Consider the following 17,044-nt stretch of genomic DNA (forward strand, 5'->3'; position numbering starts at 1 on the left):
AGAAGTTCTCATTCTACCGGGATATATGCGACCGCATAGCTTGGGTGGAACTAATGTCAGACGCGGACACAGCAACCAGCGCCAGCAACTCCGGCTCGGATGTTAGCGACGATGTGGCCCGAATCAATATGCGAATCCCGCAGGACAAATACGAGTGGTTGCAGGAAGAACTCGATTCATTCACGAGTGATACAGCCCGATTCCAGTACCTCATCCAGTTCTATTCCGACCACAAAGAAGACGACACCGACTGCTGATTTACGACCCACAGGGGCGACTTAGACCTGCAGCGGAGCAACGATGAGAAGCGGGCACCCCTCGCCCTCGAAATAGTACTGCTTTACCGTCGTCGCGTCCTCGAACTCGTCCGCATTCTCGGGAAGGGTGATCGTGCGGGCGCTGCTGTGTTCGTGGATCGAGTAAATGCCGAGTTCGGAGAGGTCCTCGCACTCGGCGGGATCCAGTTCTCTACTGACCGCCTCCAACCACGCTTCAATTGACACGGAGGACCGCTCGTCCGTATCAGGTTCACGGGGGGTACTGCGGGGACTGGCTTGTGCCATGATACATTTACACATACTTGCGTCTTATCTACTAAATACTGACGGCCAACGAATTTCTTAAAATCTGACTATGTAACTAATGAAGTGTTTGTCTGACGCAGACCGAATACACGTTAAGAAACGCTATTCTGAGGCGTTGAGACACGCTTGGATATCAGAACCACTCGGAAAAGTCAAAATCACGAGGGGAACGACGACAAGCGACCACCCGACTGGATCCAGCTGTGGAACTGGATTCGACGAGAGATAGGCTACGATGCCAAATACGACAATGGGGGTATAGACGAGGGTCGGTGCGATCGAACCGAGTCGGATAGCGACCGTCGGAGCAGACGGGGCGTAAACGGCGTCGACGTATGGGCCACGTCGATTGACACCGAACGAGACTGATTCCGCATAGAGCCTGTGGACGGCGTAGTGTGCGGACTCGTGGAGGATCCACGCGACACCACACGCGAGTAGGTAGACGCCGAATATCAGAACCGTCTCATGGAACATTGGAATTCTCGCCGAACGGTTCGAGATGGGAGGACATCGCAGTTAAGCCTGAAGGGTAGCCGTGGTCAGCGACCTTAACCAACAAGCTCGTGATCAACGGAAGTCTGTTGGTTAATGTAGAGAGACAGTCGATACTGTCCCCATTCTTCATTCGATCTCGATGACCTCGCCTTGGCCTTCGTGGAGTCGCTCGCGGATTTCAGTCAGCAACTCCTGCCCTTCCTCGTACAGCTCACTCCCTTCATCAAGTGACACCTCATCCGCGTCGAGTTGGTCGATAATCTCTTCGATGCGGTTCATCCGACTCCTGATGTCCGAGTCTTTCGCCATCGCTTAGATCACCCCCAGCCAGAGTGCGGTAATGAGCAGCAACAGCACCAGCAGCACGAAAATTGCGGCCTTGTAGTAAACTGGCGACAGACCCTCAGGCGCGGTCGCCTCTTCGACTGCCTCGGCCAGTTCCTGTTCGTGTTCGTGCTCCCGTTCAAAGGTCTCGTACGCGGCCTCAAGCTGTTGCTCAAGCGGGTCAATGTCGCTAGCCAGGAAGTCACTCCGAGACTTCGCGATGTACTCGCCGGCCGCTGTCGGTGTGATCGCGGCCATATCCGCTACCCGATCCGCGATTAGCCGGTCGTCAGTATGGCCAATTGCCGTGACAATCGGGGTGTTCGCGGTGAAGATCGCTTCCGCGACCCGCTCGGTGTTGAACGCTTGGAGGTTCGAATCGCTCCCACCGCCCCGCCCGACAATAATCGAATCGACGTCCTCGGAGCGGTCCAGATGGTGAATCCCGTTCGCGATAGATGTCGGGGCCTCTGACCCTTGGACGGTCGCATCCTTCACCAGGATGTCGACGGTAGGGTCTTGCTCGTGGATCGCGCTCTGGATGTCGTACCGAGCATCCCCTCGGAGTGAGGTCACAACACCGACCCGTTCCGGGAACGCCGGCGGGCGCTGTTTCTGCTCGTCGCCGAACCAGCCACGCTCTTCGAGTTCGCTTCGCAGTCGCTCGACGGCAGCCGCCTGGTCACCGTCGCCGACGACGATCACTTCCCACGGCTTGAGATCGATTTTCCCACCTTCGACCCAGTAGTCGATATCTCCCTCGAGGATGACTTCGGTCCCGTCGTCGAGGTCGGCGTCCATCTCCCGGTAACGGTTCGCCCAGATCATACAGGGGAGCTCGGCATCGCCGTCGGTGAGCGTGAAGTAAAGCGCCGTACTGTTCTGGTGGAGGTCGGTGACCTCGCCAATACAGCGGACGCCGTTGAGGGCAGGCGTGTCCTGGACGACCGACGCAATCCGATCGTTCAGCTGGGACACGCTAAGGACCTCTCTCGCATCGGGTTCGACCGCCTGCCGTTCGGTATCCGGTGCGTCCGCCATCTCCGTTGCCTAACTTCTGAACAGGAACCTCAAAAAGCTACGTTCGAGTGACAGGGTTGGCTGCGTTACGCAGGCCTACAGGTCGCGGGGCTGGACCGTCTTCCGGTCATTGGCCTCGGCACGCTCTGCGGCGTCGTCGAGCAGTTCGGCGACCTCTTCGTTGAGGGCGTCGTAGAAATCTGCCGAGACGTTGTGGTCCGAAAGTGCGTCCTTCACGGCTGCTTTGACGATAAGGTCAGACATTCCATCGCGGATTTCTCCCGTCCGCTATATATAGGTTCGAAGTTCTCACGTAGTCTTCCTGACCAGTCACACCGAATTCGCCTCTGAGTATCAGAGAGAACATATGCCACCCCTCAAAAATAGGGAACAGGCAGATGCACGATCTAACTGGGTTCCAGCGGGATATCTTGTACGTAACCACCGGGCTCGAGGAACCACATGGGCTCGCAATCAAGGACGAACTCGACGACTATTACGAGCAGGTGATCAACCACGGCCGCCTCTATCCGAATCTCGACGATCTCGTCAACAAAGGACTGCTGGAGAAGGGTGAACTCGACAAGCGGACGAACGTGTACACGGTCACGCAGCGCGGATTGCGGGAAATCGAGGCGCGACGTGAGTGGGAAAGTCAGTATTTAGAAGACGTGAACGCACCCACTACGTCGTAGAATCATTATAAAGCGGGACTGCTTTACCCACTTCCCACGAATCCACAGTAAGATGGCTCGGCTCGTCTTCTATCACCACCCACAGGCCGAGAATTTCTCCCTCAAATTTAGCTCGGCATCGGTGGCAGAGATCCTGTCTCAGCGAGAGCAATCCGACGAGTCGACAAAGCTCATCGGGTACCCCTTTGAAACACCGGTCTATGTGCTCTACGAAGGCGATTCAGAGATCGAATCAGCGCAAGATATCGACTTTGATCAGGAATGGCTGAGCGACCGTATTCGTGACCTCCCCCGTGCTGGGCAGGTTGTCGCATTCCGATTAGTAGAGTTGCTCGAAGCCGCGGTCGATGTTCGAGATGAGGATGAGTTCCGGCTCTACAAGGAGTTCGAACCACAAAAGATCCAGCAGGCACTCGATCACGTCTCCTGGGAAGCACCGCTTCCGACCGTCGCTGGAGAGGTGATGTCGAATTTGATCCTCCGACATTCCCTCCCGAATGCGAATCATCGAACTGGCATCGCGATGCTGCAGTTCTGTATTGAGAGTGTGGACCCGGATTTTGAGATGCCACGAACGCACGTCGACGACGATTCCTGGCGAGAGTGGGTCGATCCCTATATCGTCGATTCCAAACGGCTCATTACTGTCCGCCGGAACAACCTCCGTTTCAAGCAACTCGAAGACTTGGACGTCGACGTCGTCGAACGGAAAGACGGGATCCAAATCCGATTAGCCGAGTTCGAGCTGGATATGCACTGGAGAGAAGCCCTCACAGAGTATGCTGGGCAGCACGAATCTCACTGTACGGACTTCGCGCAGGCAGTTCTCGAACGAGCAGGACGGGACGATCTACTTGACCGTCAAGGACCAACGAAACAAGAGTTCCTCACGTATCTGGAGAACGGACTGGTCGAACGGGACTTCAGAGAAATGTTCTGATCAGTCGCGAAGCTCGGCGACCGACTGTCCGACCTCGCGAACGTGTTCACTTCGCTCGAGGTCGAGTTCCTCGGCGAGGTAGTCAACTGTCTCTTCGAGGCTCATGTTGGAAAGAAGTCCGTCAAGCGGTATAAACCTAGTGCTGGTGCAACAATGTAGCCCATCAGAGGAAGCGTCTGTGTATACCAAACTACGTATCCCTCGGGAAAACTGTGGAATCGGTGACTGCATAGCGATACCCACCGAAATCACGCAGTGTCGCCATTTGCTGTCCATCAACCGAACTCAATTGAAAGAAGCTCCGAAGCGATCGGGAGCGTTTCAGTCTGCAGGTTGTGCGTCAGTCGCTGGTGTCCCGCTTGGAAGCTCGGGGATGGACAGGTCCACGCGGCGGAGCAGCTGAGCGTTGATCGCGACGATTACTGTACTCAACGACATCAGGAGCGCACCCACAGCGGGGGAGAGCAGAATCCCGATCGGTGCCAAGACGCCTGCTGCGAGCGGAATTGCGAACACGTTGTAGCCGGCCGCCCAGACGATGTTCTCCTGCATCTTCCGGTAGCTCGCCTTACTGAGTTTCACGAGCCGAACGACGTCCATCGGGTTGTTCTGGACGAGGATGACGTCGGCCGACTGGACGGCGACGTCGGTGCCGCTCCCGATCGCGATACCGACGTCGGCCCGCGTCAGCGCCGGCGCGTCGTTCACCCCGTCGCCGACCATCCCGACGAGCTTGCCCTGGTCCTGAAGCTCCTGAACTTTCTCGTCCTTGTCTTCGGGGAGGACCTCCGCGAACACCGTGTCGATGCCCAGTTCGTCGGCGACAGCGTTGGCGACATCCTGGGAGTCCCCAGTCAACATCGCCACCTCGATGCCCAGATCGTGGAGGGTATCGACGACACGGAAACTCTCCTCACGGATTACGTCAGCCATCGCGAACGCGGCAATCAGCTCGCCTTCACGAACAAGGTATACCACCGTCTGAGCGTTCTGTCCCGCCTCGTCAGCGAAGCGGCGGAGATGGTCGGGTATCTCGCTATCGAGTTGGGTTAACAGGTTTGGCCCGCCGACGTACACCTCATTTCCGTCGACGTTCGCACGGACGCCCCGGCCTTTGATCGCCTCGAAGTCGGTCGCGTCAGGTGCGGTGAGGTCCTGCTCGTCGCCGGCCTCGCGTATGGCTCGCGCGATCATGTGTTCGGAGTCGCTTTCGACGGCTGCTGCCAGCGCAAGAGCGTCGTCCTCTTCCACGCCCTCGACGGTCGCCATGTCGACGACGCCGTGTTCGCCTTCGGTGAGCGTCCCCGTCTTGTCGAAGATGATGGCGTCCAGGTTCCGCGCCTCCTCCATCGCGATACGGTCCCGGACCAGCATCCCGTTGCGAGCCGCCAATGACGTATTGATTGCGACCACTAGGGGGATGGCGAGCCCGAGTGCGTGCGGGCAGGCGATGACGAGCACTGTGACGACGCGCTCGATGACCGTTGCGTCGAATGAGACCGCGAGCGTCCACGCGATTGCTGTCACGACTGCCGCCGCGAGGGCGACGTAGAACAGCCAGCCTGCCGCTCTGTCGGCCAGTACCTGTGTCTTGGATTTGCTCTGCTGGGCTTCCTCGACGAGGCGCATGATTCCCGCGAGCGTCGTCTCCTCGCCCGTCGCACCGACGCGCACGCGGAGGCTGCCGTCGCCGTTGATCGTCCCACCGATGACCTCGTCGCCGGGGTCTTTCGAGACCGGTTTCGATTCGCCCGTGATCATGGACTCGTTGACGTCGGAGTCTCCCTCTTCGACGACGCCGTCAGCAGGGACACTCGCACCCGGCCGGACGAGTACGAGGTCGCCCTCGGAGAGTTCACTCACCGGGACCTCCTCAGTGTCGCCGCCGTCGGTAATCCGCTCGGCGGTGTCCGGCATCAGCTTCGCCAGTTCGTCGACCGCACTCGAGGCCCGTCGCACCGACCGCATCTCGATCCAGTGCCCCAGCAGCATAATGTCGATCAGGGTGACGAGTTCCCAGAAGAACGCCGACTGCGTCGGGAAGACCACGCTCGCGAGGCTGTAGACGAACGCGACGGTGATCGCCATCGAGATGAGCGTCATCATCCCCGGCGACCGATCTTTCAGCTCCGGTACCGCCATCTGGAGGAACGGCATCCCACCGTACGCGAAGACGATGACCGCGAAGACGGGGTTGATCCACTCGCTGCCCGGGAACGCGGGGACGGAGAACCCGAGCCACTCCTGCAGCATTTCGCTGTATAGCAGGACTGGGATCGACAGGAGCGTCGAGACGAAGAAGCGCCGGCGGAACATCTGCTCGTGGCCCTTGTGCATCCCGCCATGCCCCTCACCGTGGCCCTCATGGGAACCGTGGTCGTGTCCTTCGCCCTCGTGTCCAGCGTGCTCGTGCTGCTCGTCGAGCACTGTCTCACTCTCCGCAGCAGGGTGTGCCTCTTCTTCCAGTAGGTCCTGTTCTACCCGCTGCTCGTCCGACTCGGCGTCCGATTCATCCTGCTCGCCGTGTTCGTGCTGGTGACTGCTGTCGTCCTGCTGGTGTTCCCCTCCAGGGAGATTCTCATTTGTATCTTTGTGGTCGTCCATAGCCCATATTCTCTGTAGAGGTGGATCCGCTGGCCCCCTGAATCTTCCCCACTGAACTGTACAGCAGGACCAGCGTAGCGAAGCTTCAAAGACAACGGTTGGCCGTTGTCTCGGAGTGGTCCGCGCGATTCTCAGGCGTAAGCGGTGTACCCGGCGTCTTCGACGGCCTCCACGAGAGCTGTGACATTTGCCTCACCATCGACGCTCGCCTGTTCGCTCTCCCTGTCGACGGTCACGTCAGTCACGCCGGATACCTCTTCGAGGGCCTCTTCGACCGTCTGCTCACAGTGACCGCACGTCATGCCTTCCACGATGATCGTCGTCGTCATACAGGGATACACACGGCCTCCTCTCTTTAGCGGATTTCCCCTTCGATCATACTGATATCGTGGGGCTCAAACTTTAGATTCAAAGCGATACCTGCGGCCGTAACGAACTAGACATCGGATGCGCCAGGTGTCAATAGCGAGAAGGCTCAAGTATCGTTGTGACGCTCCCTGTACGTCTTCGCCGCTAAAAAGACATAGAGTGCGCCGATAGCCCGAATGCCCAAGCGGAATCGCTCGTTCCATTCTATCGACTCTGGACGCTCGTACAGGAACGCGGTGGCAAATCTCTGATACAGGTCGGGAAATAAGAGGACTATCGCGCCGAACACGCCGGTAAGATTCATCAGCAACGCGTATGCTCGCCCGTTAAAGAGTGAAAGCGCAGCTATCAGAACACCCTCCGACCGGACTGCTGGACGTATCCACCCTCTCACTGTTCCCTCGTCTGGATTCGAAATCGCGAGTTTCTCGAAGAGCTCGACGATTTCGTCCGGGAACAGCGCTGAGATAGCGCCGAGGACACCGACGAGTGTTCGAATCATACGATATGGTACGACCGATATGGATATAACTCCCACTGCGACGCTACACTATCGAGAACGAGGGGAGTCCGAACAGTAGCGGCTTCGAACCGGGCACGACGCGCAGAGGCCGCTTGTCGAATGGGCGTCCTGAATCCTTATGGATTCGGGGCATACAGGGCGTAGAGGATAGACAGCATCCCGGCTGCGGTGACGAGTGCTGCGACGAATCCTGCTTCGAAGATCGACACCTGGAGGAGTTCGAAGAGGACGCCTTCAAGGAGGCCGCCAAGCCCGACCAATGCGAAGCCGGCGGCGACGTACAGGAGTAACTGCGTGTGATGTCGTTGGTACCCGCGATAGGCCTGATATGCGATGACCAGTGCTAACGCGGTCGTGAACAGTTTGCCGATGACGAATAGCGTGTGGTCCATGATTCAGTCTCCCCGCATTTCCTCGAAGATGGTCGTAATCCGGTCGGCGGGGTCAGGCCGGATGTCGATGTTGACGTCGAAGCCCTCCGCCTGCAGGAGGATTTCGATGCGTTCGAGGCGCGCCTCATACTCGCTGTAGTGTCGTCCCCCGGGGTCGACGTGCGTATACTCCTCGAGGAGGCCCTGCTCGACGAGGCGGGTGACACGGCGTGAGACGGTCGGGCGTGACATGTCACATTCCTCGCTGAGTTCCTTCGCAGACAGTCGGTCGGTCTTCGTCGCCACGAGGATGTCGCGAGCGTACTCGTCGTTGAGTGTAGCGAAGATTTCCGACGGGTCGGACTCCTCGGTCACACGTCTCTACTCGCGACAGGAGCGTAATATAGCCCGCCGATTTTCTGACTCAGAACGCCGGCTCGCTACTATATCGTCTCTGCCTCCGTACTGATAGTTGAAGGTGCAATAACTATGTCCACACTTGACTCCGGCATGAACCAGCTCGAGAGCAGAGTCGGCGGCCTGACCGTCGGCGGGAAAGTTCACAGTCTCAGTGCGTGGTTCGTGCTCGCGCTCCGTCTCATGATGGGGTACGCGTTCGCGTACTCTGGGTTCACGAAGATCACCGGCGAGTTCGGCGCTGGCGGCTACCTGTCGAACGTCGCGGCGACCAACGGGAACCCGCTCGCGGGCCTGTTCGCGTGGATGGGCTCGACGCCGTGGTTCGTCGAATTCGCCAACGTCGCTGTCCCGTGGGGCGAGCTGTTCATCGGACTGGGCCTGCTCGTCGGCGCGTTCGTCCGCCTCGCGGCGTTCTTCGGCGCGCTCATGATGCTCATGTTCTACTTCGGCAACTGGGACATGGGCCACGGGTTCATCAACGGGGACTTCGCGTACATGCTCGTGTTCCTCGCGGTCGCCGCGTTCGCCGCGGGCCGCATCCTCGGACTCGACCAGTACATCGAGAACTACGACATCGACGGCGAGACGCTCGTCGAGCGCTACCCAGCCCTCGAATACATCCTCGGCTAACCACGCCGAGACCGTTGGGAGTACACCAATGCAAAATCCAATTCAAGCACGCGGGATTCGTTCTCTGGGACTCATCGTCGTCGGAGCGCTGGCTCTGGCCGTCGTCGCCGGAATGGCGCTAACACACGCGACTGTCCCAGATGCAATGATGTGGGGGTGGCACGACGGGATGTGGAACGACGGCCACATGGCCGGATGGGGTAGCTGGGGCTGGGGGATGATGCTGTTCGGGCTCCTGTGGATGGCACTCCTCATCGCCGTCCCCCTCGGTTTCATCTACTGGCTGGGAACGCGGTCGCAATCGAACGGCCCCGCTGAGGATAGCGCACTCGCCGTCCTCCAAAAGCGGTACGCCCGTGGCGAGATCGACGGCGAGGAGTTTGACCGCCGTCGCGCCCGTCTCACACCAGATGATGGACGGTAACGGACGGTCGTTTCCTACTCGCTGACTTCTGTTTTCACGACGGTTGCCGGACGCGTCGTCAGCCGAAGGACGCGGTCGGTGACACTTCCGAGCAACGCACGATATTCGTCGGGCCGGCGTTTGGTACCGAGCACGAGGAGATCGGCGTCACAGTCGTCTGCGTGGTCCACGATGGTCTCAGCGGGGCGGCCATGTTGCATTGCCGTCTCGACATCGACATCGGTTTCTGCGGCTCGACGTCGGAGTTCGGAAAGCGTCTCCTCGCCGTGTTCTTCGAGGCCGTGTTCGGGACCTTCGGCTTCGTCGACGTACTCGTCCCCGCTGTACGCAGTTACGACATCCTCGTCAACGACGTAGAGCACATGGAGGACTGCGTTGTGAGCGGCTGCGAGCTCGAGTGCATGCGTTTCAGCATCTTCAGACGCAACAGTTCCATCGGTCGACAGGAGAATTCGGTCGTACATTCAGTCAGAATTCAAAGGCGGGTAACATAAATTCGGCTTCCAATTCTCTCTGCTCAAGAGTCACGGTAGCGTGTTCAGTATGGCCGCGTCAGCGGATGTGTCCAAGCACGACTGACGTACTCAATCGAGACTGTGAACCATCAACGAGCTGTCCGTCAGTGGTCGTGTCCCTCCATCACCATCGGATGCCCGGTGGCGTATTCGTCCGGGTTTTCCCCGAAGGTCTCCTTGCAGGTCTGCGAGCAGAAGTAGTACGTCTCGCCGTCGTGCGCCGCCGATGGCTCGCTGTCGTCAGTCCGCATCCCACAGACGGGGTCGCGGTACTGGCCGGGCGCACCGAGACCGCGACGATAAACATACAGCAGGAACCCGGAGAGCGCGAACGCGATGAGGTTGAGATAGAACGTGTAGTTGAGTTTGAAGTACGTCTGCTCCGTCGCCGTCTCACCGCCCGCCAGATCCGGAACGATTCCCAGCGCGTCGAACAGCAGCTCCATGAGGAAGCCGGTGAACGCCATCGTCACGAAAAAGACGCCGAGGATGTACAGCATGATCTTCCAGCCGTAGTACTTCCGGTAGACGTTCAGCACGGGAATCGTGATGAGGTCAGCGTAGACGAACGCGATGATCCCGGCGAAGCTGACGCCACCGCCCCACAGCGCGACGGCGAACGGGACGTTACCCATGCTGCCGACGAAGCTGATAACGGCGATGGCGACGCCCATAATCGCGTTCTCGGCAGTCACAAGTAGCCCGTCGCCCTGGATGAACAGGGTGTTCCACACCCACTGGGGGACGAACACGATGACGAACCCCGAAATGAGGAAGCCGGCGATGACGTCCTTCCAGATCATCGACCACTCCTTGCGGTACTGGTTCCCGACTTTGTACCAGCCACCCCACGACAGCAACTCGTCACGCCACCCACCGCGACTCGACATCTCCTGGCGGTAAGTCTCCATACACCCCTGCGAGCAGAACTTGAGCGTCTCACCGCCGTCAGTCGTAAGCGTGTACTCGTCTTTGCCTTCCATCCCGCAGGTTGGATCCTCGGTGACGCCCGCCTCGTAATCGCGCTCGTTGAGCGTCTCTCGCACCTCATCGAAGAGGTTCTCCGGGAGCGTGAGGTGAACGATGACGGCCATCACGGCGATGAGAATGAGTCCGCCGAGTAACTCTGCGACTAGGAACTCCCAGCCGAGCAGAATCAGGATCATCAACCCGAGTTCGACGATGAGGTTCGTCGACGCGAACATGAACGCGAGGAAGTTCACCGCGTGCGCCCCCTTCTTGAACAACCCCTTCCCGATGGCGACGGCGCCGAAACTACAGCCACTACTGGCCGCGCCGAACGCAGTCGCCTTGGTGAGCCCGCTCAGATCGCCATCGCCGAGGACCTGCGCCATCCGCTCCTTGGAGACGTAGACTTGGACGAGGCTCGTGATCGTGAGGCCCATGATGATCGCCCACGCTGCCGTCCAGAGGAAGCCCACTCCGATACGTAGAGCTTCGGAGATGCCACCAATCATCGTCGCTACCATAGGTATCAGTTCGAAGGGATCATCTATTGTAGTTTTCCTTCAGATAGTTCGGGTCAGAGCCGTGGTGAGTAGGTATTCAAAAAAATTGTGGCGGGTGGAACACGTAGGTCAAAGGCACAACCGCATTGAATAGTTAGTGCGTAGTATAATCTGAGAACCCCAACTCAGGGAGGGATCACAATATGCCGACAAATTCAGACGATACGCGACTTGTTACGCTCCTCCTCGTTATCATCGGTGCCGTCTTCATCGTCCCGTTGTTCTTCATGGGCTTCGGGATGATGGGGTTTGGTCCGATGATGGGCGGGATGTGGGGCGGTCACATGTGGGGCGACGGGACGATGCCTGGCTGGATGTTCATCGTCGGCATCGTGATGCAGCTGCTGTTCCTCGCTGCCCTCGTCGGTGGTGGGTACCTCATCTATCGCGCAGTTACGGGAGCTGCGAGTGATTCGGACCAGGCACTCGAAGAGCTTCGGCTTGCCTACGCTCGCGGGGAGCTGACTGACGAGGAATACGAACAGCGACGCGAAGCACTCGAACGAGATACCTGATTACGACGAGACATCAAATCTGAAGGATGACCGGCTACCCCGACCACCGTCAACAGTCTCCCCGTCCGCAACTTCCAGCGTGGCTTGACCGATACACGACGGTGGGGTTATACGGGCTCCTCATCGGGACTGGACTCTGTCTGGTCGCGTTCCTCACGAATCCCGTTCCCGATCCCTCGTTCCCGTGGGCGACGCTGCCCGAGTCTCTACGATTACCGATTGCACAGCCCCGGATCGAACACTGGCCGGTGACCTACACTATCGGTATCTGGCTGTGGATTATCGGCTTTCCCGCGCTGTTCCTCGCTGGCTATAGACGATTCGGAGACTGGATGCCGTTCGGAACACCGATGTGGCTTGCTGGACTTCCGGCGCTCGCGATGCTCAGCTGGACGACATACTGCCGGTTTTTCTGGCCGAAGCTTCATCCGCCGACCTGGAACGCTCCCTCCTACACGGTCGTCTGCTGGCTATACTGCTCCTCGTACAACGTGCTCTGGAGTAATCTTGCCTATCTGATTGCGTTCGTCGGCGTCGCCGCGACAGTTCTAGCTGTGCGACGCCGGCACGTAGCCGGATACATCCTACTCGGGTTCGGAGTCTTCGCACTTCCCCTCGGATTGCCAGCTGTGTATGAGGGATATCGCCGGATAACTAAAACACACGGTGAAGTGAGGCCTTGACAGCGGTACAGGGCGCAAGCTCAAGAATCTCGGTGCGCACGAACGAACGCCCGGCGGAGGACAGTCAGGAGCACGTAGGTTTCGTACTTCTGGGTCTGACAGTGCTCACACGGCTGCATATCTGCGACGATCTCCGCTATCGCGTCGTCGTGGTCTTCTGTGAGAGTATCGAGTGAGTCCCTGATCTGGGGTTGAACGGCCTCGATCATCTCCTCAACAGCGTCATCAGCTGACTCTGGCAGCGAGTACGAGAGGACGATCGTATTCGCGTGGTAGTACTTCGTCGTCCCACCGCGCCCTTCCTCGAAGCGGACGACGTCGACGAGACCGGCATCCCGTAACTCGTTGATGTGATGACGAACCGTGTTCTCCGTGCGGTCGACGCCGCGGTCCTCCAAACGGCCGTGGACCTCAGTTGCGGTCAGCGCCTCCGCGGAGAGGATATCGAGGATCATCGCCCGCATCGGTTCGTCGATGGCGTCCGAAACCCGGGTGTCTCGCACCGCGATGTCCTCAAGCCGGTGGTCGGTACCGGAACTACTCATACGAGAACTGAGTATGAGCAGGCGGGAAAAGCTAGCGGGACGCTGCTTAGAACTCAGGTCGCTGGGTCCGCGATACCGAAAGCCCTAGACAACCCGTTTGACTGTTCCAATCACCTATATCTGTATTCAAACATATCATCTAAAAAATACTTATTGGGGTACGGGCACTACCTCAAACTGTAATGAGCGACACAACCCAGTTCCGCGTCCTCGACTTCGACTGCCCGACCTGTGCGAGCACCGTCGAACGCGCCCTATCGAACGTCGACGGTGTCCAGCACGTCGAGGTTCACTACGCGACCGGCCGCGTCGAGATCGAATATGACGACAGCGTCGCTGATCCCGACGCCTTCGCACAGACCATCGAAAACCAGGGGTACACGCCCCAACCAGCCTAACACCATGAATATTCAATCGATCATGCAGTACTACCGGAAACACCGGAAGGCCATCGTCACGGCGACGAGCGGCCTGCTGTACGGCGGTGGCTGGAGTCTGGGCTACCTCACGAGTTTCGAGATGGCAAGCGCCGCCATCCTCGTCCTCGCGACGATCGTGGGTGGCTACGACATCGCCAAGACCGCCTACCACGAGGTCACGAACCGGACACTCGGCATCAAGACGCTGGTGACGCTGGCCGCTATCGGGGCCATCGTCATCGGGGAGTACTGGGAGGCTGCCGCCGTCGTCTTCCTGTTCAGCCTCGGCAGCTACCTCGAGGGCCGGACCATGCGGAAGACCCGGACGGCCCTCCAGGAGCTCCTGGAGATGACGCCCGACACGGCGACCGTCCGTCGCGACGGGGAACTCCAAGAGGTTCCCGCCCGGGAAGTCGAAGAGGGCGAGGTCGTCGTCGTGAGGCCGGGCGGGAAGATTCCGGTCGATGGCGAGGTCGTCGACGGCGAAAGCGCCGTCAACCAGGCGCCGGTCACCGGCGAGAGCGCCCCCGTCCACAAGGCCGACGGCGACGAAGTCTACGCCGGGACGGTCAACCAGGAGGGCGCGCTAGAAATCCGGACGACGGGTGCGGGCTCGGACACGACGCTCGAACGTATCATCCGTCGCGTCGAGGAGGCCCAAGAGGCCCAGTCGCCCACGGAGAGTCTCATCGACCGGTTCGCGAAGTACTACACGCCGGCCGTCATCGTGCTGGCCATCGGCGCATATGCAGTCACGCAGAACGCGATCCTGTCGTTGACGCTGTTGGTCATCGGCTGTCCGGGCGCGCTGGTGATCGGGCCGCCAGTCAGCATCGTCTCGGCCATCGGCAACGCCGCCCGATCGGGCGTGCTGATGAAGGGCGGCGAACACCTCGAACGCGCCGGCAAGATCGACCTCGTCGCCTTCGACAAGACCGGCACCCTCACGAAGGGCGAAACCACCGTCGCCGACGTCGAGGGATTCGGCGTCGCCGATGACGAAGTCCTCTCGCTCGCGGCAACCGCCGAGAAGAAGAGCGAACACCACCTCGCTGACGCCATCGTTGACGCAGCCCGCGAGCGCCCGACTGCTGCGACGGACGGTGGGGCGGCGGTCGCCCAGGCGGACGAGACGGACGCCAGCCTTCAGTCGATTCCCGGTCCGGACGATTTCGACGTGGTCGCTGGTAAGGGCGTTATCGCCCATACCGAGGGCACCGAAGTTGTTGTCGGCAATCGCGCACTGCTGGAGGACCGCGACATTAACGTCCCCAGTCGGATCGCCGACTACGTCCGCGAGCGTGAGGAGCGCGGCGAAACTGTCGTCCACGTCGTCCGGGACGGGGACATCATCGGCGCAATCGCGCTGCGGGACGAGCTCCGGAAGGCAGCTCCTGGGGTCGTCACGGCGCTTCAGGACGTCGGCATCGAGACGGTGATGCTCACCGGCGACAATGAGCGGACGGCCGCCGCCGTCGCCGAGGAGGTCGGCATCGACGAGTACCGCGCCGAACTCCTCCCCGAGGACAAGCAGACAGTCATCGAGGCCTACCAAGCCGACGGCCACGTGGTCGCGATGGTCGGCGACGGTATCAACGACGCGCCGTCGCTGGCGACCGCCGACGTTGGCATCGCGATGGGTGCCGCCGGGACGGACACCGCCATCGAAACGGCAGACATGGCGTTGATGGCCGACGACCTCGACCGCATCCCCTACGCGGTCAAACTCAGCAAGGCGACGCGCTGGAACGTCCTCGAGAACGTCGGGCTCGCAGTGCTGACCGTGACCGTCCTGCTCGCGGGCGTGCTCACCAGCTACGTCACCCTCGCCGCGGGAATGTTGGTCCACGAGGCCAGCGTCCTCGCGGTCATCCTCAACGGGATGCGACTGCTTCGCCACTGACCACTAGATACGATCATCACCACCACTCATGACATCAAACTCGACTGCGACCGCCGAGACCCAGACTAGAACCAATTGGAAGGTAGACTACGACGTCGATCCGATCGAAATTCGCGACCCTGTCGCGGAGGCCCTCGGCGTTCTCGAACCGGGTGACCCGTTCGTCATCACCTATAGAGACGCGGTGAAAGAGGCGGGACATTCCTGTCCGACTGCCTCGGGCGCCTACCGGATCGTCCAGTTGGGGCTCGACGCCCTGTATCCCGACGACTATCCAGTTCGGAGCGAAATCGAGGTGCAGGCGGCCGGCCCGCAGGACGATGCTGCGTATGGCGTGATGAGCCGCATCATCTCGTACGTTACTGGCGCGACCGAAGACGACGGATTCAGCGGGCTCGCCGGCGGCTACGGCGGCCGCCGCGACCTCCTCGTCTTCGACGCGTTCGACCCGGACACGGCAGAGCCGACGTTCCGGTTCCGGCGAACCGACACGGACGAGACCGTCGAAGTGACCTACCACGTCAGCGACGTTCCTGACGGTGGACCCGCAATCGGGAACCTCCAAGGGATTCTCGACGAATCGGCAACTGAACAGCAACGAGAGGCTTTCACTGACGCCTGGCACCGCCGGATACAGGTCGTCCTCAGTGACGACTCGCTGTTCACTGTCAAAGCGGTTTGACGCGACGGTCTACCCCTCTCACTCGAAATAAGTTACTGCGGTACACTATCGATCTCCTCGAGGGCCTCAGTAGCGACATCACCTAACTCACCAGCCTCGATATGCGAGTACCGCTCACGAACCATCTCCTCAGAATTATCGAGATATCGGGCCGCCACAGTATATCCGAATGCCCGGACCAGAACCTCGCCCATGCCACGACGGCCACCGTGCGGAGCAAGATAATCGTGTTTCGGATGGTCGATGTCGATCTCCGCGGCCTCCGAGAGTCGTTGGAGAATCGACCGTGCGCCGTCCGTCGTGATCGACGGCGGCCGAATATTCTCATCGAGCGCCAGCAAGAGGTCCCGGGCGTGTGCCTCACGTCGCTCGTCGATTACTTCTGGGTGTTCCCCTCGTTCGGCTAGCTCTTCCCGGACGAGCTCTGCGAGCGTCCGTTGGTCGAACGTCGGAAACACCGGCCAGCGGTCCGTCGGCGGGTCCACCAGCTGACGGTAGCTCCGCAACGGAGAAATCACCGGATCGGGAAGACTCGCGGCGTCCCACTGCTGTTTCTTCCGGTAGACGTCCATACTCCCGTCGTCGAGGGAAAAGTCCTCCCAGCGAACGCCGCGCCGGCGTGGGTCATTCGGGTCTCGTAGGAGTTCCCCGACCCGGACACCTGTGTACGCGAGAACGAACACCAGAGCTCGGTTACGAGCCGCCTTCAGCGCCGCGTAGCGCGCTCGCTGCTTGTCGAGGGGGTCAGTATCCTCCGGGAGTGTCGTGTACGCCTCGACGGCGTCGCGGGCCCGTTCGTCGACGTGGCGGGTGAGGGCGTGGCGCTGTTCGGACGTCCAGGCCTGCTGGTC

General features: G+C 60.0%; 24 protein-coding genes. 10 read left to right on the forward strand and 14 right to left on the reverse strand.

The genetic code is table 11. The annotated features are described in order from the left end of the window. Window positions 1-53 precede the first annotated feature (53 nt). Entirely contained in the window at window positions 54-257 is a 204-nt protein-coding gene (locus BLU18_RS12655) for a hypothetical protein (RefSeq protein ID WP_092635461.1), read from the forward strand. Between the two features lie 21 nt (window positions 258-278). Here BLU18_RS12655 and BLU18_RS12660 read toward each other — a convergent pair whose 3' ends face one another. The 5 genes from BLU18_RS12660 to BLU18_RS12680 all read right to left on the reverse strand — a co-directional run bounded on the left by BLU18_RS12660 (window position 279) and on the right by BLU18_RS12680 (window position 2,690). Next, complete coding sequence (locus BLU18_RS12660; protein WP_218124102.1) at window positions 279-503, reverse strand: hypothetical protein; 225 nt, start codon at window positions 501-503, stop codon at window positions 279-281. A gap of 183 nt (window positions 504-686) precedes the next feature. After that, entirely contained in the window at window positions 687-1,061 is a 375-nt protein-coding gene (locus BLU18_RS12665; protein ID WP_092635465.1) for a metalloprotease family protein, read from the reverse strand. A 147-nt stretch (window positions 1,062-1,208) separates the two neighbouring features. Further along, window positions 1,209-1,391 carry an exodeoxyribonuclease VII small subunit gene (gene xseB, locus BLU18_RS12670; protein ID WP_092635467.1) on the reverse strand — a complete coding sequence of 61 codons (183 nt, stop codon included), beginning with the start codon at window positions 1,389-1,391 and terminating at the stop codon, window positions 1,209-1,211. A gap of 3 nt (window positions 1,392-1,394) precedes the next feature. Continuing rightward, window positions 1,395-2,447 carry an exodeoxyribonuclease VII large subunit gene (xseA, locus tag BLU18_RS12675; RefSeq protein WP_092635469.1) on the reverse strand — a complete coding sequence of 351 codons (1,053 nt, stop codon included), beginning with the start codon at window positions 2,445-2,447 and terminating at the stop codon, window positions 1,395-1,397. Window positions 2,448-2,522: 75 nt separating this feature from the next. Next, window positions 2,523-2,690 (reverse strand): DNA-binding protein, encoded by a 168-nt coding sequence (locus BLU18_RS12680; RefSeq protein WP_004048632.1) that lies wholly within the window; start codon window positions 2,688-2,690, stop codon window positions 2,523-2,525. Window positions 2,691-2,824: 134 nt separating this feature from the next. Here BLU18_RS12680 and BLU18_RS12685 point away from each other — a divergent pair, with 134 nt between their 5' ends. After that, window positions 2,825-3,121: a PadR family transcriptional regulator gene (locus BLU18_RS12685; protein ID WP_092635471.1), complete on the forward strand. Its 297-nt coding sequence runs from the start codon at window positions 2,825-2,827 to the stop codon at window positions 3,119-3,121. Window positions 3,122-3,173: 52 nt separating this feature from the next. Then, window positions 3,174-4,061 carry a DUF8172 family protein gene (locus BLU18_RS12690; protein ID WP_092635472.1) on the forward strand — a complete coding sequence of 296 codons (888 nt, stop codon included), beginning with the start codon at window positions 3,174-3,176 and terminating at the stop codon, window positions 4,059-4,061. A gap of 321 nt (window positions 4,062-4,382) precedes the next feature. Here the strand turns inward: BLU18_RS12690 and BLU18_RS12695 are convergent, their stop codons facing one another. The 5 genes from BLU18_RS12695 to BLU18_RS12715 all read right to left on the reverse strand — a co-directional run bounded on the left by BLU18_RS12695 (window position 4,383) and on the right by BLU18_RS12715 (window position 8,303). Next, a complete protein-coding gene (locus BLU18_RS12695; RefSeq protein WP_092635473.1) occupies window positions 4,383-6,665 on the reverse strand; it encodes a copper-translocating P-type ATPase in 2,283 nt (760 codons plus the stop codon). A gap of 131 nt (window positions 6,666-6,796) precedes the next feature. Beyond that, entirely contained in the window at window positions 6,797-6,994 is a 198-nt protein-coding gene (locus tag BLU18_RS12700) for a heavy-metal-associated domain-containing protein (protein ID WP_004594582.1), read from the reverse strand. Window positions 6,995-7,140: 146 nt separating this feature from the next. Next, window positions 7,141-7,536, reverse strand: coding sequence for a hypothetical protein (locus tag BLU18_RS12705; RefSeq protein ID WP_004594583.1), 396 nt, complete (start codon window positions 7,534-7,536; stop codon window positions 7,141-7,143). A gap of 137 nt (window positions 7,537-7,673) precedes the next feature. Beyond that, window positions 7,674-7,949: a DUF7521 family protein gene (locus BLU18_RS12710; protein WP_004594584.1), complete on the reverse strand. Its 276-nt coding sequence runs from the start codon at window positions 7,947-7,949 to the stop codon at window positions 7,674-7,676. A 3-nt stretch (window positions 7,950-7,952) separates the two neighbouring features. Continuing rightward, window positions 7,953-8,303 (reverse strand): ArsR/SmtB family transcription factor, encoded by a 351-nt coding sequence (locus BLU18_RS12715; RefSeq protein ID WP_004594585.1) that lies wholly within the window; start codon window positions 8,301-8,303, stop codon window positions 7,953-7,955. Window positions 8,304-8,417: 114 nt separating this feature from the next. Here BLU18_RS12715 and BLU18_RS12720 point away from each other — a divergent pair, with 114 nt between their 5' ends. Together BLU18_RS12720 and BLU18_RS12725 are read left to right on the forward strand one after the other, a co-directional pair. Continuing rightward, on the forward strand, window positions 8,418-8,978 hold the full coding sequence (locus tag BLU18_RS12720) for a DoxX family protein (protein ID WP_092635474.1): 561 nt from the start codon (window positions 8,418-8,420) through the stop codon (window positions 8,976-8,978). A gap of 28 nt (window positions 8,979-9,006) precedes the next feature. After that, window positions 9,007-9,402, forward strand: coding sequence for an SHOCT domain-containing protein (locus BLU18_RS12725; protein ID WP_092635475.1), 396 nt, complete (start codon window positions 9,007-9,009; stop codon window positions 9,400-9,402). Window positions 9,403-9,416: 14 nt separating this feature from the next. Here BLU18_RS12725 and BLU18_RS12730 read toward each other — a convergent pair whose 3' ends face one another. Together BLU18_RS12730 and BLU18_RS12735 are read right to left on the reverse strand one after the other, a co-directional pair. Then, window positions 9,417-9,866, reverse strand: coding sequence for a universal stress protein (locus tag BLU18_RS12730; RefSeq protein ID WP_008364394.1), 450 nt, complete (start codon window positions 9,864-9,866; stop codon window positions 9,417-9,419). A gap of 155 nt (window positions 9,867-10,021) precedes the next feature. Beyond that, a complete protein-coding gene (locus tag BLU18_RS12735; RefSeq protein ID WP_092635476.1) occupies window positions 10,022-11,407 on the reverse strand; it encodes a permease in 1,386 nt (461 codons plus the stop codon). 182 nt (window positions 11,408-11,589) lie between these two features. On the opposite strand from BLU18_RS12735, the gene BLU18_RS12740 reads away from it, so the two are divergent. Both BLU18_RS12740 and BLU18_RS12745 read left to right on the forward strand, forming a co-directional pair. Next, window positions 11,590-11,961, forward strand: coding sequence for an SHOCT domain-containing protein (locus BLU18_RS12740; RefSeq protein ID WP_066419111.1), 372 nt, complete (start codon window positions 11,590-11,592; stop codon window positions 11,959-11,961). Between the two features lie 26 nt (window positions 11,962-11,987). Next, a complete protein-coding gene (locus tag BLU18_RS12745) occupies window positions 11,988-12,644 on the forward strand; it encodes a hypothetical protein (RefSeq protein ID WP_015299307.1) in 657 nt (218 codons plus the stop codon). Window positions 12,645-12,664: 20 nt separating this feature from the next. Here BLU18_RS12745 and BLU18_RS12750 read toward each other — a convergent pair whose 3' ends face one another. Further along, window positions 12,665-13,189: an ArsR/SmtB family transcription factor gene (locus tag BLU18_RS12750; protein ID WP_092635477.1), complete on the reverse strand. Its 525-nt coding sequence runs from the start codon at window positions 13,187-13,189 to the stop codon at window positions 12,665-12,667. Window positions 13,190-13,371: 182 nt separating this feature from the next. Between BLU18_RS12750 and BLU18_RS12755 the strand changes: the two genes are divergently transcribed. Genes BLU18_RS12755 through BLU18_RS12765 form a run of 3 tightly spaced genes read left to right on the forward strand, consistent with a single transcriptional unit; the run spans window position 13,372 to window position 16,193 of the window. Further along, a complete protein-coding gene (locus BLU18_RS12755) occupies window positions 13,372-13,587 on the forward strand; it encodes a heavy-metal-associated domain-containing protein (protein WP_006183492.1) in 216 nt (71 codons plus the stop codon). Window positions 13,588-13,591: 4 nt separating this feature from the next. After that, window positions 13,592-15,511 carry a heavy metal translocating P-type ATPase gene (locus tag BLU18_RS12760; protein WP_092635478.1) on the forward strand — a complete coding sequence of 640 codons (1,920 nt, stop codon included), beginning with the start codon at window positions 13,592-13,594 and terminating at the stop codon, window positions 15,509-15,511. A gap of 28 nt (window positions 15,512-15,539) precedes the next feature. Beyond that, window positions 15,540-16,193 (forward strand): FmdE family protein, encoded by a 654-nt coding sequence (locus BLU18_RS12765; RefSeq protein WP_092635479.1) that lies wholly within the window; start codon window positions 15,540-15,542, stop codon window positions 16,191-16,193. A 32-nt stretch (window positions 16,194-16,225) separates the two neighbouring features. Here the strand turns inward: BLU18_RS12765 and BLU18_RS12770 are convergent. Further along, on the reverse strand, window positions 16,226-17,044 hold an 819-nt coding region (locus tag BLU18_RS12770; protein ID WP_092635498.1), incomplete at its 5' end, for a site-specific integrase.

Source organism: Haloplanus vescus (genome assembly GCF_900107665.1).
GTDB classification, from domain to species: Archaea; Halobacteriota; Halobacteria; order Halobacteriales; family Haloferacaceae; genus Haloplanus; species Haloplanus vescus.